Here is a 16016-nt window from a genome sequence, read left to right on the forward strand (position 1 = left end):
CTCTAAATCTGCTCTCTTCATCACTTCATCATGCTAAACAAAACAAAAAATCCCCCGTCCTGTTTATAAAAAACAGGGACGAGGGATTATCATAACCAATAATACACCCGTGGTACCACCCACATTCCGGATCAGAACCATTCTGAATCCGCTCAAAGCGGTTAACGCCCGCCTACGCGTAACGGCTACTGATCGCGGCAACATCATTGCCCACTTTCGCCGTACGTTCTCGGGGAGGTCATTCATTCGCTCATCAACAGAATCCTTGCAGCCAAGCGGAAACGATAAATCATCCATTGTACTAGATGTCATCTGAATCTACAGGGGATTCCTCTCTGGGGTTGTGGGTCCTCGAATTACTTGTTCCCGTCATCAAAACCATATGATAAAATCGTATATTTTTAAATTCTACTGAACTACTGTGCTAAAGTCAAGGCAGTAAATACCGAAGCTGAATAAAAATTCGACAACTTTCAACTTCTAACCTTTCATTTGAACCGTTACAAAAAAAATGACCTGCAGCCAAATGCTGCAGGTCCATCATCATATATTATTAAAAAGGGGGTCATGCCTTTATTATAAACACGCTATATTAAGGAAACATGTATGTAATATTACGATTATATTACATTCATGAAAGCGGTTTATTTTAATAGATTGTTGTTAATCAAATTGCTCAACAAATGCCCCTTTACCCCGAAGGATTTCTACAACCTCATTATAATTCTCTTCTGCGACACTTAAATCCATCACATAACGCAGTTCACTTAAATCCCCATCTGTAAGCTCGTCATCGGCTACATCCGCACTTACCTGGTCTTCATCCACACTATAATGGGTCTCAGGTTCATCCCGAGTTTCGGAGGCGGCAACACCAGGAGCCAGCATAGCTCCAGCTGCGGGAGTGCTACCCGTTCCAAGCGTCCCTATTGTGCCTGCAGCTAATGTTGTATTACTAAATGGCGCGATGGGAAACAGGATTCTACGATCTTCCCCAATAGGGTCCGTGAGCGGCCAAACTTCCAAGCCATCCACCTTGTAACTAATCAATGCAATTTTAGCCCCTTCTGCTTCATTTTCCGTTCTAAAATATGCTTGGATTTTTCTGGTCATTATCATTACCTCCTTTAGATTATAAGACTCAGTGTTATAAATTGCTATTTCAGGACCTTCAAGATTTCACGAACGAAGGCAGGCTCATCTTTCGGTGTACGCGAAGTAATGTAATTACGATCAACTACCACTTCTTCATCTTTAAACTCCGCACCGGCGTTCACAACATCATCTTTCAGCGGAGGATAGCAGGTAATGGTACGTCCCTTAAGCAAGTCTGCACTAATCAGAATTTGAGGTCCGTGGCAAATAGATGCGATTGGTTTACCAGCTTCATTTGCTTCTTTCACAAACTTCAGAATATCCGCATTTTGCCGCAAGTTTTCGGGGGAAGAACCCCCTGGAATTACAATCGCGTCATAGCTGCCAGCTTTAACATCGGCTATAGCTTTATCAGTTGCGTAAGAGACCTCTTTCTTTTTCCCTAGTAAGGTCTCCCCCTTCTTTAAACCAATAATGTCAGCTTGATGTCCTGCCTTTATAACTTCATCATAAGGAACCTTCATCTCAGAATCTTCAAAATCATTAGCTAGTAAAAACGCAACATTACTCATGTGATAAGTTCTCCTCTCTGCTTGTTCATATGAATAGGTACTTATTGTTCTTTCTTGTCGTCTATTACCCTTATCACAATGATTTCTAAACTCTATTCAGAAAATACACCCCGTTAACTGCATCAAAAAGCCGCCTCTACCTCCATTTCAGGTACGCGGTAAGAGATTGCGGCTTCTTCCTTTGATCACTTGAGATTCAATTTCTTCTTCTGTCTTTTTGGCTAATGCATAGGCTTCTACAGGACTCCCAGCCGCTAGTGCCGGGATGCTTCTCCATACCCATGCCTTCTGTGATTGTCTCATTACCTAAGCTCCTTGCCTTGTGCGGGATCACTGTCTACCTTTAGTTTATCCAGCTCCAAGTGGCTCTATCCGCGCAAGATTTTTGCCCAAAGCTTAAACACACAAAAAAAAAGATGTCGAAAGTTAGCTCCGATAGAAGCGATTTTCGACATCCTTTTCATTAACTGCGGCTATCTAAAATGAGAGTAACCGGGCCCCAATTGGTCAGCGACACATCCATCATCGCTCCAAATACGCCCGTCTCCACCTGAAGACCTCCGGCTCTAAGCTCTTGGTTAAAATAATCATAAAGTCGCTCGGCTTCCGCTGGAGCTGCTGCTCCCATAAAGTTCGGCCGTCTCCCCTTGCGACAATCCCCGTATAAAGTAAACTGGGAAACCGAGAGAATCGCTCCCTCAGTCTCCGTGACACTGTAGTTCATTTTACCGGCTTCATCTTCAAAAATACGCAGTCCTGCTATTTTGTCCGCCAAATATTTGGCATCCTTTTCTGTATCTTCATGCGTAACGCCGACTAGCAGCATCAAGCCTTTGCCAATCTCTCCGGTCACTGCCCTATCCACGGTTACTTTGGCGTCCTTACAACGCTGTACTACAACTCTCATCGTACTACTCCGCTCCTTGCCCTATTGCATAATCCGGTTCACTGTATATACATCCTTGACTCGTTTCACTTTATCTACAACGGATTGCAGATGCTCTGTGTTACGAATGAGAATGGTCATATGAATCATTGCCATCTTATTCTTGTCAGAGCGCCCAGTGACCGCAGAAATGTTCGTTTTACTCTCGGAAACCGCCTGCAGCACTTCATTGAGCAGTCCATTACGATCATGACCAGTAATCTCAATATCCACACTGTAGTTCGCTTCCATCGTACCTTCCCATTCCACCTCAATCACTCTTGCTGCTTCTTCTCCATCACCTTCACCCGGAATGTTAGGACAATCCTGGCGGTGTACAGATACTCCCCGGCCCCGTGTAACATACCCCACAATATCGTCACCCGGTACCGGATTACAACATCGTGCAAAACGGACAAGCAAATTCTCAATTCCTTTTACACTTACGCCATTGGTAGGTTGATTACGTTTTTCGCCGGAAGACTTGATCTCCTTCATCTCTGAGGTGAGCTCTAAGTGATTAGCGGCTTCTTCCTGCTCTCTGCGCAGCTTCTCCGTCAAACGGGAGGCAATCTGAGAAGCGGTAATTCCCCCAAAGCCAACAGCAGATAACATATCCTCAACATCGTTGAAAGCGAATTTCTTCGCAGCTTCTAATAATTTCTCATCGGAAATCCACTCAGAAACCTCGACATTCAGACGCTTCAGCTCACGTTCAATCGCTTCGCGACCTTTTTCGACATTTTCCTCACGTTTTTCTTTTTTAAACCATTGCTTAATTTTGCTTCGCGCATGAGAGGATTGGGCAATTTTGAGCCAGTCGCGGCTCGGTCCGTAAGAATGCTTAGACGTCAGTATTTCAACAATATCGCCTGTCTTTAGCTTGTGATCCAGCGGTACGATTCGTCCGTTCACCTTAGAACCGATCGTGCGATTCCCCACTTCCGTATGAATACGGAATGCGAAATCAAGCGGTACAGAACCCGCAGGAAGCTCAATAACCTCGCCTTTAGGCGTAAATACGAACACAAGATCCGAGAAAAAATCCATTTTGAGTGATTTTACGAACTCTTCGGCATCCTTGGCCTCATGCTGCAGCTCCAATATTTCGCGAAAAAATGGCATCCGGTTCTCCGGATTCACATTATTGCTGGTACCTTCTTTGTATGCCCAGTGTGCTGCGATCCCGTATTCAGCCGTGCGATGCATTTCCCAAGTACGAATTTGGACTTCGGTTGGCTCTCCGCCAGGACCTACCACTGTAGTATGCAAAGATTGATACATATTCGCTTTGGGCATAGCTATATAATCTTTGAATCGACCTGGCATCGGCTTCCAAAGCGTATGAATAATTCCGAGGGTTGCATAACAATCCTTGATATTATCCACAATGATACGGATGGCCAAGAGGTCATAGATCTCGTTAAACTGTTTGTTTTTTGTGCTCATTTTGTTATAGACACTGTAGATATGCTTCGGGCGACCTGAAAGATCACCTTCAATGCCCATTTCATCCAGCTTGGCACGAATACGGCCAATTACGCTGTCGATAAATTGCTCACGTTCTGCCCGCTTCTTATGCACCAGATTAGCAATGCGGTAATACTGCTGCGGATTTAAGTAACGAAGCGCAATATCCTCCATCTCCCACTTAATCGCGGAAATCCCCAAACGATCAGCCACAGGACAGAAAATCTCCAACGTTTCGTAAGAAATACGCCGCTGGCTCTCTTCAGATTGATACTTTAACGTACGCATATTATGCAGGCGATCCGCTAGTTTGATAACAATAACCCGGATATCCTGCGCCATCGCAATAAACATCTTACGGTAATTCTCGTTCTGCTGCTCTTCCTTTGAGCGAAAACGGATGCGTTCCAGCTTAGTTAAGCCATCGACAAGCATCGCACAGGTATCGCCAAATTTCGCGCGGATTTGTTCCAATGAGACCGTCGTATCTTCCACAACATCATGCAAAAGCGCCGCAACAATAGATATAACATCCATTTGCATATTGACGACAATATCTGCCACCGCCAGCGGATGCAGAATGTATGGCTCCCCCGACTTGCGGATCTGCCCGTGATGAGCCTGATCGGCAAATTCATAAGCTTCCCGGATGCGGAGAAGATCTTTATCTTTTATATAGGCGCCAGCCTTATCAATTAATCGCTCTATGCCCATTCTCGTCGTATCCGTTTCCTTTCTATAATAAAATGAACCCGCAATCATTCTAAAATCTGCAGGTTCCAATCATTTCGCAAGCAACTTACGCTCTTGTTCAAAGTTGTCTATAATTATGACGCTTACGAGGGATTACGTCAACACTTGCCATCTCATGGTATTCAAGAAGTAAAAGTTATGAAAATCGGACAAATTAATAACACTTGTGAAAATGTTGTTGTAAAAATGCCCAGTTCTATTTAATCTAGTAAAGGCGGATTTTCGCTGGACAATATCATAGCCAATAAGAAAGAGGAGTGAACTCCATTGCAACGCGAAATTCAAGTTAATGAAAAACTTCCATGGGGCCCCGGTTTTCTATTAAGCCTACAGCATTTGTTCGCCATGTTTGGCAGTACAGTGCTAGTGCCTAACTTGTTCGGGGTTGACCCTGGGATGATTTTGCTGATGAACGGTATCGGCACACTGTTATACATCTGGATTTGCCGTGGTAAAATACCTGCCTACCTAGGCTCCAGCTTTGCATTTATCGCACCAGTCTTATCTGTGCTTGCCGATCATCAAGATGATCATATGAAAGGGTATTCGCTTGCTTTAGGCGCTTTCATCATCACTGGTGTTATCTTTGTACTCGTTGCTTTAATCATCCGTTATGCAGGAACAAAATGGATTGATGTCGTCTTCCCACCAGCTGTAATGGGTGCTATCGTAGCAACGATCGGACTTGAGCTTGTGCCTGTTGCCGCGCGTATGGCAGGACTTATTGCTCCTGAAGGTGTTGCAGTTGCAGACTGGACTCCTGATGGCAAAGCAATCACACTTTCTATGGTAACTCTGGGCGTAACGGTAATCGGAGCTGTGCTTTTCCGCGGTTTCCCAAAAATCATTCATATCCTCATCGGTATCGTAACTGGTTATGGTTTAGCTTATATTATGAAAATGGTGGATACTGCTGCCATATCTAATGCGAATTTTTTAGCACACCCTACCATTGTTACTCCATCCTTCGATTGGAATGTAATCCTAACCATTATTCCAGTATCGCTTGTTGTAATTGTTGAGCATATTGGACATTTGCTTGTAACCAGCAATATCGTCGGTAAAGATTTGGCTAAAGACCCTGGACTTGACCGTTCCCTGATGGGTAACGGGATATCAACCATTCTTTCCGGTTTTATTGGTTCTACTCCAAATACAACCTACGGTGAGAATATCGGGGTTATGGCTTTAACTAAAGTTTATTCGGTATATGTTATTGGCGGTGCAGCGGTGATCGCCATTGTGCTTTCGTTTTCAGGCACTTTCTCCTCCGTTATTGCTAACATCCCGACACCTGTAATGGGTGGTGTATCCCTGCTGTTGTTCGGCGTAATTGCCGCATCAGGTTTACGGATCTTTGTTGAGCAAAAAGTTGATTTTTCCAAGGCTACTAACATGATCATGGCTACCCTGGTACTTGTTGTCGGAATTAGTGGCACAACCCTTACTATGGGCAACGTAAAACTCAGTGGTATGGCACTAGCTACAATTGTTGGTATCGTTCTAGCCATATTCTTCAAACTCATTGAAGTTCTTGGACTGTCCAATGATGGTGGGGAAAGCGATAAAGCTACTCACTAATTTATTTATGAATTAATAATTCAAAAAGACTGCTCTAGATCCAATTTATGGATTAAGCAGTCTTTTTTTGAATCAAAACTGAAATTACCGGTGGATCTTTTAAGAACCATTTTGATCAAAAAATGCAAAACAGCAACTCTCCGCTAGTGGTGACAGAGAATTGCTGTTGTTTGCACTATTCAACATCATTCGATACATAAATGCCCATTTATTTCCCGGGAAAAGACAAGTTTATCGTATTAATCTTCGTAATCAACTAAAGTAATAACTTCAATTCCAGAAAGCTTATTACGTCCAGCAAGCTCAACCAATTCAATCAGAAATGCTGCACCTACCACCTTACCACCAAGCTGCTCCACAAGGCTTACCGAAGTAGCTATAGTGCCTCCTGTTGCTAATAAATCATCAGCAATTAATACATTTTGCCCTGGCTTAATGGCATCTGTATGAACAGCAAGTGTGTCTTTACCATATTCAAGATCATACCCAACCTCGATAGTCTCATAAGGCAGTTTCCCACTCTTACGGATTGGCACAAAACCTACGCCCAATGCATAAGCAAGCGGTGCACCAACTACAAAACCACGTGCTTCCGGTCCAGCTATTACGTCTATTTCTAAGTGAGCTACGAGAGCTTTCAGTGAATCAATCGCCTGGCGGTAAGCGTCACCGTCTTTTAGCAAAGTGGTGATATCTTTAAAACTAATACCTTCTTTTGGAAAGTCAGGAATCACGCGAATACTATCTTTAAAATCCAAATTTTTCATCTCCTAAAAGTTTTGTTAGCATATGCTACTTTGAGTTCAGTTCGGCAAAACTTACTTCGTAAGCGTCTGCTTTTTTTTGTTAGCATATGCTACTTTGAGTTCAGTTCGGCAAAACTTACTTCGTAATTACGATACGCCTAAACGACGTGATAACATCCAATCCTGTAGCTCAGACAGGCTACCTTCCATGAAGTACTGCTCCATTTCCGCCATCTGCCCCAGTCTAACGAAATGACTTGATGCTGTAAGACTCTTAGCTGCGGGCTGCGTAATAAAGGTCACACTTCCCTGACTTCTTTCGATAAAATCAAGCTCTTCGAACACATCTAACATTTTATTAAGCATTCGAATACTTAATGACGATTGTCGGCTTAGCCGCAGCAGCACTTCATTCTCAGGTGTTGCAACAGCAGTGATTGACGCCAGCAGTTTATAAAGTATTTTAAAATGATCCCGTGTCGGAATGATAAGTCGTTCACGACCATCCTTTATAGAATGCAACAGTGCGATATTATCAGCATTAGGAAAAGCCTTTAGTAACGCGTCAAGTTGTTCAGGCGTCTCCGGCATATCCAGTAGACATAACAATGAGACATGCCCTGATTCCTGAATTGAGTCATCCTTATTAGCGGCGCTAATGCCATCTTCTTTATCATATACCCAGAAGGACATTCCTATCAATTCAGTCTGTGGGTTCATACGACCGCTCTGAAACACTGCTGCGGCACGATATGGACCAGCACCGCTATAAGGCAGCAGCAGCTCTCTAATATGCGCAGCTTGCCGTACAGCGTCAGCAGCGCCACGGAGATCGAATAACTGAGCATCTTGAACAGATAAATCCTGAAGCATCAATTGTGGTTTCCTCGAGCCATTCCACTCGTTGATCGACAGTTCTGCCAGCACATTGATTGTGGTGCCCGCAGGAAGGAGCTTAGCCAAATCTCCTTTACCAAAAGCTAAGGCTTCAATTGTGCTCTTCCCCTGCTGCAATACAATCTTCAAGTGTTTTCCTTCTTGCCCCATTGTTCGTGTCTCTTTCACGGTAGCGCCGCGAATGATAAACTTTGGCAAAGGATTTGACATCCCGAAAGGTGCAAGCCTTTCCAATTCAAGCGCGGTCTGAAGGGACAAATCGGATATCGACACTTCTGCATCAGCAGAAGTAACAGGAACGAAATGCTCCGGTGTCAACACAGTAGCCGCGTATTCATTTAATGCCGCAGCGAAGGCTTCTAAGCCGTCCTGATGCAGACTCATTCCTGCGGCTGCTGGATGACCACCGAAATGCTCCATTAAGTTAGAACAAGAGGATAACGCTGCATATATATCAAAGCCAGGAATGGAACGGGCAGAGCCTTTGCACATACCGGTCTCTGGATGAATATCCAGAATAATCACAGGCCGATAGTAACGCTCTAGCAGTTTGGAAGCCACTATACCTACCACACCCACATTCCAACCTTGTTCAGCAAGAACAATGATATCTGGTATTTCTCCGCCCTGAGTCATCTGCTCCAGTTTTGCAGTGGCCTCCACTACAATTCTTTCTACAACCAATTGGCGTTCTTTATTGAGCAAATCAAGTTCCCCAGCCAGTTGCTCTGCCTCATCAGCATGCTCTGTTGTAAGTAAAGCCACTGCCCGTCCAGCATGATCCAGACGGCCGCTCGCATTGATACGAGGCGCCATTCCAAAAGCGATATTAACCGCACTCACGGTACTCATGGTCACCCCGCTGACACCTAATAAAGCACGAATACCAGGGAATCGGGAGTTTCGCATACTGACTAACCCGTTTCGAACAATCTCGCGATTCTCGTCTAGAAGCGGCATTAAATCCGCTACTGTACCGATAGCAGCTATTTCCGCCCATTCTTCGGGAGTTTCCTCCCCTAACATAGCCTGGGCAAGCTTATAAGCTACCCCCACACCCGCCAATCCTTTGAATGGATATGGGCAGTCGGGTAGCTTCGGATTAATCAGCGTGTAAGCCTCAGGGAGAAGCTCTGGTGGCTCATGATGATCCGTGACGATCACATCGATCCCGAGTTCATTAGCGTAAGCAATCTGATGATAGGCGCTAATGCCAGTATCTACAGTAATAATTAAGGATACACCCTGCTGTAGAGCCCAATCCAAAGCATGATTATGCAGCCCGTAACCCTCATTCGAACGGTGCGGGATATAAATATCAAAGGAAGCGCCCAAGTAACGTAGCAAATGAATCATTAATGCAGTACTGGACACACCATCGGCGTCATAGTCACCGTAGATAAGAATATGTTCATCTTCTTTTAAAGCCTTTCTAATTCTGGGAACCGCTTCGGCCATTCCTTTTAGGAGGAACGGATCATGCGAAGCTTCCACACCGCCATCCATGAACGATAGAGCCTCATGCGGCGTATTCATTCCTCTAGTCACTAATAGTGAGGATAAGAGCGGAGAAATAGAAAGGCTCCGGGCCATATCCCTTACGATGTCGGGATCGGCTGCCGGAGATTGCCATCTTGTTTTTGAATAAAGCAATAGCGCTCACCTTTCTCTCACCTTGCGAACTACTGAAGCAACGTCGGAATATCATTATCCGCCAATTCATAGTTACTTTTGTATGGATATCCGGGGTCATAGGGAACTACGTCCATGTGTACCTCACCAACATGAACAAACCGGTGTTGTAATAACTTTCTTGCACATTCCGATATATCCTGTGCTTCCATCACCGTTATCCGCGGATTTACACTGATCTTCACATGCAGATTCACATAATTCCCTTGCTCAAGCGCCTTCAAATGTTCCACACGGATAACGCCGTGAACACGTTGTACAGTTTCAATAAAATTAGCTGCCTCCTCAGAAGGTAGCTCCTGCACATTCTTGCCATTTACCGTACTAACAATGAGTATATAGCCTTTACGAAGAATTAAGCATCCTGTTAAAAGTGCGGCAATAGGGTCCATATAGAGTAGAGGATGCCAATAGGTCCCTCCCATCGATAACGATATCCCAACTAATACTGTGATAGAAGTATATAAACTGAAACGATGACTATTGGTATAAGCAGCATGACTGCCATCACCTATTTTTTTAAAGTACCGATATTGATATTGAAATACAGCTTCTTTAAATACAATAGATAGCAAGACAGTTACAAGTGCAAGTTCACCGCGAGTAGATGACTGTCCTTCGGTTAAGTCACGGATTGCAGAGAATGCGATCTGCAGCCCTCCCATTAGGATTAATACCGAAAAAAGTATAGCTAAAAGTGGTTCCTTATTCCCCCGCCGATCTTCTATCCGTTGCTTGCTCTTTCTGTTCTCTTCAGAGCGCCACGGAAGAAAATCCGCCAATTTAGCTGCAGCATCTGCTCCGGAATATAAAGCATCGCCCATTAATGCCTTGCTACCTGAAATATAGCCAAAACTACCCTTAGCTACTGCCAAAGTAACATCGCTGATGATCCCTGTCCAAGCAACCGTCTTGCTTTGCGGTGATCGTTCTTTATTCATACGAGGCCCCCCTTACCACTAGCAAGTAATCTCATGATGATACAATACACATGACATACTACCCCTAAGATTTCGAAAGCCGCGTCGCATTTGACGCGGCTTTCTTAAATTATAAAGTTGATGTTTTTTTCATTCAAGTGTAGCCATGTTATTTCTCTTGAGACATTAACCTTTAGCTGGGCTACTCTTTACCTTTGTCTTCTCACGCTTCTTAAGCAGTAGCCACACCGGACTTGCAATAAAGATGGAGGAGTAAGCTCCGAATAGCAATCCGATAACCATCGCAAGCGAGAACATCTTGATGGACTCTCCTCCGAGAATTAACAGGAAGAACGCCGCAATAAACACGGTAAATGCTGTGTAGAGAGAGCGCATAAGGGTCTGAGCCACACTCTTATTCACAAGTTCTTTCAAATCTTCATAGGTCTTCTGTTTACCAAAACGTAAATTCTCACGGATACGGTCAAAGATAACGATCGTATCATTGATGGAATAACCGATAATGGTAAGAACCGCTATAATAAACGTCAAATCCACTTCCAAACGGAAGATAGAGAAGATGGCAACGACCATAAAGGCATCATGGATCAGTGAAACGATAGCTGCCAATGCAAACCGCCATTCAAAACGGATACTTACATAAATGATAATCCCTAGACAAGAAATGAGAACCGCATAGATCGCATTGCGTGCAAGTTCTTTAGACATTTCAGTATCCACGGTGTTAATCTCAAACGATGCCTTATCGTCCAGCTTCAAGATCTCTGCTTTAAGCGCTTCATCTTGTTGCTCATCAAGTACTTGATCATAACGAACGTTGACCCGTTCACTTCCTAACGTAATGCTTGGCTCACTTGAAATCCCAACTTTTTCAACCGCTGAATTAACTTCTTCCAATGTCAAATTCTTAGACAGTGAGATATCAACATTAGATCCTGCTTTGAAATCAACGCTGTAATTCAATCCAAAGGTGGCTAGGAAAATCAAACCTGCCACTGTAAGAGCAATGGAAAAAACATAGAAAAATTTACTCAAATGTACGAAATCAAGCTCTTTCTTAAAGCGCACGAATATCACTCTCCTTAACACCGAAACTCTTCGGTTTGTTCAGCTTACCTGCTTTAACAAGCTGGCTAAGCAACCAGTGGGAGAAATAAAGATTCGTAGCGATACTCAGTACGATTTCCACGATCAGTACCAATGCGAAGCCTTTGACTGCACCTGTACCGAAGGCGAACATGACAGCCGCCACAATAACAGTTGTGACATTGGAGTCCATTACTGTCCGGAAAGAGGATTTATTACCTGCTTTAACAGAGGAAAGTACACTTTTACCACTGCGCATTTCTTCCCTTATCCGTTCATTTGTAATGATATTGGCATCGACGGCCATCCCTATACCCAGAATAAACGCGGCTATACCAGGCAATGTCAATGTAAAGTCCGCAAAGACAAAGACCACAATTAGCAGCCATGTATGCAAGATCAGTGCAAAACTAGCCAAGAGACCTGGCAAGCGATACATACCGATCATGAAGATTAGGATAATCAAAGAACCTATTAAGCCAGCTTTGATCGTTTGTTCAAGCGACTGTTTACCAAGCGTTGCACCCACACTCTGGGAGTATTTCTCAGTAAGTTTCAGTGGCAATGCCCCCAGATTGATGGTGTCTGCCAGCTCACGAGCTTCTTTAATAGTATAATTACCGGAAATAGATGCAGAACCATCGGTAAGTACTGCTTGTACCGTAGGGTCCGATAGTTTGTTCTCATCCAAATAAATTGCGAGATTCTTTCCTAAGAGGCGTTTAGTAATCTCTGCGAATTTATCCTTGTCTTTTATCTTGATACTGATGATTGGCTGATTCAGGTTATCCCGTCCAACCTCTGCTGCACCTTCAACAAAATCACTACCTACCAGTTCGATCTTGCTGTAAGTACCTTCAGCGTCACCTTCAGCAGCACTACGGAAAGTCAGAACTGCAGGCTCCTTCATCTTCTTACGAACCTCTGCTTCATCAGTAACGCCCGCAATTTTCAAACGAATACGGTCAGTACCTTCAGTTGTAACCTCTGGTTCACTGGTTCCGAGCGCATTGGCCCGTTTTTCCAAACTTTCTGCTGTTTTCAACAGTGAAGCTCGGGACAACGCAGCTCCCGCTTCCATAGGCTCTGCATGGTACAGAATCTCAAATCCGCCTTTCAGGTCAAGACCAAGTCTAACCTTGTCCAGCAGTCCAGGAGTAGTAAATACCATGACGCCTGTCAAAACGAGCACGGTAATAATAAAGCCCATTAGTCTCTTCATGCTCTAGCTAGTTCCCCTTTCATTAACTCAATATTCCTATTATAGCTACACGCGAAATGACCGTCAATTCACAGCATGGACATAGCTATACTCACACAAAGAAACGGCCGCCCCTGCTCATAACAGCAAGACATCCGTTTATATAGGAAATGTGAAGTTATTATTCTCTCACTTTACAGCTTTATGTAACTATTCGCAAAAAGAAACGGAGTGTTTGTTATTCAGTTCAACCCCCGATAGGCCGCTATAGTCAAATAAGTCATGTAACTATTGGCTTTTAAGGAATAAATATCATTTACCAGCTTATGCAAGGGAGGCATCCCATCCTTATCATAATTACGACTGATACAATCCCAAATATCCTTGCTGGTTACATACTCATAGCCGAGGAGCCGGAATTCTTCAGCTTTGCTGCGGCACATGGCTTCGATTTCTTCACTATGTTGATCATGATTCCACTGTTCCGATTCCACGTGATGACACCTCCAAAGATCGCTCGTGTGCGTATGCTTACCATAAGTATTCGACCCAAGTTCTCTGCTTTCCTCCTTCCGTCACAAAAAGTTACAACTACTAAAACAAGGCATGCAGGGATAGGGGTACAGCATATCCATAAGAATAGACAAGTTGGCCAGCGTTTCATTTCATTTGGGGAAGAAGGCGTGACCTTTGAGGAAACAGAGCTTTATTCAAGGAACTTTAATCTTGCTTGCCGCCGGCATCATTAATCGAATGCTTGGATTTATACCCCGAATTGCTTTGCCGCGCATCATTGGAGCAGAGGGCGTGGGTCTATATCAGCTCGTGTATCCTTTTTTTCTCGTGCTGGTTACTGTCATTACAGGCGGTATTCCTCTGGCTATTGCTAAGATGGTGGCAGAAGCTGAGGGAGAGAACCGCCCTGAGAAATCGCGGCAAATTTTACGGACTGGCCTTACCCTTAGTGTCGGACTAGGGATCTTCTTTACCATTGTTGCGCTGGTCAGTGCTTCATGGGTCTCCAATGTGCTCTTAACAGACCGCCGAGTTTATTATACTTTTATTGCCATGATCCCAATGATTGGAATTGTTGCTGTATCTGCGATCTACCGTGGTTATTTCCAAGGCAGGCAGAACATGATTCCTTCCGCACTTTCTTCGGTTTTTGAGTCTATCGTGCGAATATTTTTTATGCTGTGGTTCTCTTGGCTGCTGCTACCTAAAGGTATCGCTTTAGCTGCTGCAGGGGCGATGCTCGGTGTAACTGTGGGAGAGATTGGCGGAATGTTAGCCATTCTGTGGCAATATTATGTCATCACGAAAAAAGATAAAAAAACAACCCCCAGCCTAGAGCAGCAGCCGGCCGAACAGGAGAGTATACCCTCTGATCCAGAAGCTGTAAAATCAACCTCCCCCATACTGCGGCGTTTACTAGGTGTATCTATTCCTGTAACGGCAAGCCGACTTGTGGGCTCTTTTTCCTATCTACTGGAATCTATAATTACCGTACGTAGTCTTGCATTGGCAGGAATCGCAACAGCCGCAGCGACTGCGCAGTATGGGTCTTTACAGGGAATGGTGATTCCTTTACTGCTGCTTCCCGGAGCTTTGACCTCCTCCCTTGCGGTGTCTTTGGTCCCATCCTTATCCGAGGCTGCCGCGAGAAAGGACTTGCCTACCATTCACAAACGAATGCATCAAGCCCTTCGACTCGCTCTGGTAACTGGCGCTCCCTTTGCTGTTCTTATGTATGTCTTGGCGGTCCCACTATGTAATTTGTTATACGGCAATGCGGACACCGCTCCAATGCTAAAGCTGATGGCCCCTTTCGCTTTGTTCCTCTATGTTCAAGCCCCTTTACAAGCTGCGCTTCAAGCTATGGACAAACCGGGCAGGGCACTCATCAATACCCTTATTGGGGCAGTAGTCAAAATCATTTTGATTGTTATATTAGCTTCACAGCCTGATTACGGAATCTACGGTGCAATCATTGCCATAATTGTGAACAGTGTTCTTGTTACTCTACTGCACGGGTACAGCGTGGTCAGCCTAATTTCATTATCCTTACGAATAACTGATACCATTAAGACCTTATGTGCGATGATCATTATGGGAGCGGGCGTGCGTTATGTATACATCTCCATTCCCATTGCAGATGCACAATGGATTCAATTTTTATTTGCCTCTGCGATAGGAATGGCCCTGTATTTCGGTATCAGTCTATTAGCTGGCCTTATCTCACTTCGTGATTTGGATCGACTGCCGTTCATTAAGCGCTGGCTTTAGAATGGTTATCTGGTATCCAAACGGTCAACATACACTCGGCCTTTATGATCAATGGAGCAAAGAAATACATCCCGGAAATCTGATACTCCCTTTTGGCGAATCTGGGTTCTCAGCCAGAACCTTGTTTTCCCTATCATCTCTAAATTATGATCCTGGACCTTTCCATCCATAATCAGTGGAATAGGAAGCCCTTCATATCTGATTTTGTTCTTTGGCAGCTTTACTTTCTGACTGCTTACATCTGCATCCTCATCGGTCTTATTGTTCTCAGCAACTGAACTGCTATTGCCTGTTTGATTGGAAGATGAAAGTCCTTTGTCTTTTTCAAAAACGGTAAGCTGACCACTGGGCTCCAGAATCGCAAATTCCACATCTGCAGGACTAGCTATGTTCTGACCTCGCAATTGCTGCAGCAGATCATCAATATTGTACCTTTGTTTACGCATCTCTCCCCGGTGCAGCTTACCTCCAGAAATAAGTATGCTCGGTTTACCGTCCATTAACAGCCGAATCTTTCTGCTCTTAAGACTGAGCTGAGCAACCACAACCTGAATAATAACCAATGTGGCCATCGGAACCAGACCTTCGTAAATCGGGCGATTAATGTCCTCGATCACAAAAACAGCAATCTCAGCAATCATAATTGAGATCGTTAGATCAAATACAGATAACTTACCGATTTCCCTCTTCCCCATGATACGCATGCACAGGAATATGAAGAAATACATCAGCACGGTCAAGAAAATATGGGTAGTGATATGCTGGGACATA

15 protein-coding genes are annotated in these 16016 nt (G+C 44.2%); 2 read left to right on the plus strand and 13 right to left on the minus strand.

The window, feature by feature from the left end; all coding sequences use genetic code 11:
• Positions 1-63: 63 nt before the first annotated feature.
• The 6 genes from NST74_RS22970 to NST74_RS22995 all read right to left on the minus strand — a co-directional run bounded on the left by NST74_RS22970 (position 64) and on the right by NST74_RS22995 (position 4776).
• Positions 64-312, minus strand: a complete 249-nt coding sequence (locus NST74_RS22970; protein WP_341114593.1) for a hypothetical protein — start codon at positions 310-312, stop codon at positions 64-66.
• A gap of 351 nt (positions 313-663) precedes the next feature.
• Entirely contained in the window at positions 664-1113 is a 450-nt protein-coding gene (locus tag NST74_RS22975; protein ID WP_042130472.1) for a hypothetical protein, read from the minus strand.
• A 44-nt stretch (positions 1114-1157) separates the two neighbouring features.
• Entirely contained in the window at positions 1158-1667 is a 510-nt protein-coding gene (locus NST74_RS22980) for a type 1 glutamine amidotransferase domain-containing protein (RefSeq protein WP_341114595.1), read from the minus strand.
• 147 nt (positions 1668-1814) lie between these two features.
• On the minus strand, positions 1815-1970 hold the full coding sequence (locus tag NST74_RS22985; RefSeq protein WP_156114855.1) for a hypothetical protein: 156 nt from the start codon (positions 1968-1970) through the stop codon (positions 1815-1817).
• A gap of 160 nt (positions 1971-2130) precedes the next feature.
• Positions 2131-2574: a D-aminoacyl-tRNA deacylase gene (gene dtd / locus NST74_RS22990; RefSeq protein ID WP_341114597.1), complete on the minus strand. Its 444-nt coding sequence runs from the start codon at positions 2572-2574 to the stop codon at positions 2131-2133.
• Positions 2575-2595: 21 nt separating this feature from the next.
• Positions 2596-4776, minus strand: a complete 2181-nt coding sequence (locus NST74_RS22995; protein WP_042132407.1) for a RelA/SpoT family protein — start codon at positions 4774-4776, stop codon at positions 2596-2598.
• Between the two features lie 306 nt (positions 4777-5082).
• Here NST74_RS22995 and uraA point away from each other — a divergent pair, with 306 nt between their 5' ends.
• Positions 5083-6396, plus strand: a complete 1314-nt coding sequence (uraA, locus tag NST74_RS23000) for a uracil permease (RefSeq protein ID WP_341114598.1) — start codon at positions 5083-5085, stop codon at positions 6394-6396.
• 239 nt (positions 6397-6635) lie between these two features.
• On the opposite strand, the gene NST74_RS23005 is transcribed toward uraA, so the two are convergent.
• From NST74_RS23005 to NST74_RS23030, 6 genes are all read right to left on the minus strand, one after another.
• Entirely contained in the window at positions 6636-7154 is a 519-nt protein-coding gene (locus NST74_RS23005) for an adenine phosphoribosyltransferase (RefSeq protein WP_341114599.1), read from the minus strand.
• A 135-nt stretch (positions 7155-7289) separates the two neighbouring features.
• A complete protein-coding gene (gene recJ, locus NST74_RS23010) occupies positions 7290-9692 on the minus strand; it encodes a single-stranded-DNA-specific exonuclease RecJ (protein WP_341114601.1) in 2403 nt (800 codons plus the stop codon).
• Between the two features lie 29 nt (positions 9693-9721).
• Positions 9722-10672, minus strand: a complete 951-nt coding sequence (locus NST74_RS23015) for a cation diffusion facilitator family transporter (protein ID WP_341114602.1) — start codon at positions 10670-10672, stop codon at positions 9722-9724.
• Between the two features lie 165 nt (positions 10673-10837).
• Positions 10838-11740 carry a protein translocase subunit SecF gene (gene secF / locus NST74_RS23020; RefSeq protein ID WP_042130490.1) on the minus strand — a complete coding sequence of 301 codons (903 nt, stop codon included), beginning with the start codon at positions 11738-11740 and terminating at the stop codon, positions 10838-10840.
• The gene (gene secD / locus NST74_RS23025; protein ID WP_341114604.1) at positions 11730-12980 is read right to left on the minus strand and encodes a protein translocase subunit SecD; all 1251 of its coding nucleotides are present in this window, start codon (positions 12978-12980) and stop codon (positions 11730-11732) included. Before secD ends, secF begins: the two co-directional genes overlap by 11 nt.
• Positions 12981-13201: 221 nt before the next feature.
• Complete coding sequence (locus tag NST74_RS23030; protein ID WP_042130493.1) at positions 13202-13453, minus strand: post-transcriptional regulator; 252 nt, start codon at positions 13451-13453, stop codon at positions 13202-13204.
• 196 nt (positions 13454-13649) lie between these two features.
• On the opposite strand from NST74_RS23030, the gene spoVB reads away from it, so the two are divergent.
• On the plus strand, positions 13650-15245 hold the full coding sequence (gene spoVB / locus NST74_RS23035; RefSeq protein WP_341114606.1) for a stage V sporulation protein B: 1596 nt from the start codon (positions 13650-13652) through the stop codon (positions 15243-15245).
• A 5-nt stretch (positions 15246-15250) separates the two neighbouring features.
• Here the strand turns inward: spoVB and NST74_RS23040 are convergent, their stop codons facing one another.
• A complete protein-coding gene (locus NST74_RS23040) occupies positions 15251-16015 on the minus strand; it encodes a DUF421 domain-containing protein (RefSeq protein WP_341114607.1) in 765 nt (254 codons plus the stop codon).
• Between the last annotated feature and the right edge of the window lies 1 nt (position 16016).

Origin of the sequence: Paenibacillus sp. FSL F4-0125, assembly GCF_038008565.1 — a bacterium.
GTDB lineage: Bacteria > Bacillota > Bacilli > Paenibacillales > Paenibacillaceae > Paenibacillus_AQ.

What these genes read in the sequence shown, in the direction of transcription:
- NST74_RS22980 (WP_341114595.1), bottom strand. Translation starts at nt 1,667, where the DNA reads ATGAGTAATGTTGCGTTTTTACTAGCTAATGATTTTGAAGATTCTGAG.
- NST74_RS22995 (WP_042132407.1), bottom strand. Translation starts at nt 4,776, where the DNA reads ATGGGCATAGAGCGATTAATTGATAAGGCTGGCGCCTATATAAAAGAT.
- NST74_RS22970 (WP_341114593.1), bottom strand. Translation starts at nt 312, where the DNA reads ATGACATCTAGTACAATGGATGATTTATCGTTTCCGCTTGGCTGCAAG.
- secD (WP_341114604.1), bottom strand. Translation starts at nt 12,980, where the DNA reads ATGAAGAGACTAATGGGCTTTATTATTACCGTGCTCGTTTTGACAGGC.
- NST74_RS22975 (WP_042130472.1), bottom strand. Translation starts at nt 1,113, where the DNA reads ATGACCAGAAAAATCCAAGCATATTTTAGAACGGAAAATGAAGCAGAA.
- NST74_RS23040 (WP_341114607.1), bottom strand. Translation starts at nt 16,015, where the DNA reads ATGTCCCAGCATATCACTACCCATATTTTCTTGACCGTGCTGATGTAT.
- NST74_RS23015 (WP_341114602.1), bottom strand. Translation starts at nt 10,672, where the DNA reads ATGAATAAAGAACGATCACCGCAAAGCAAGACGGTTGCTTGGACAGGG.
- dtd (WP_341114597.1), bottom strand. Translation starts at nt 2,574, where the DNA reads ATGAGAGTTGTAGTACAGCGTTGTAAGGACGCCAAAGTAACCGTGGAT.
- NST74_RS22985 (WP_156114855.1), bottom strand. Translation starts at nt 1,970, where the DNA reads ATGAGACAATCACAGAAGGCATGGGTATGGAGAAGCATCCCGGCACTA.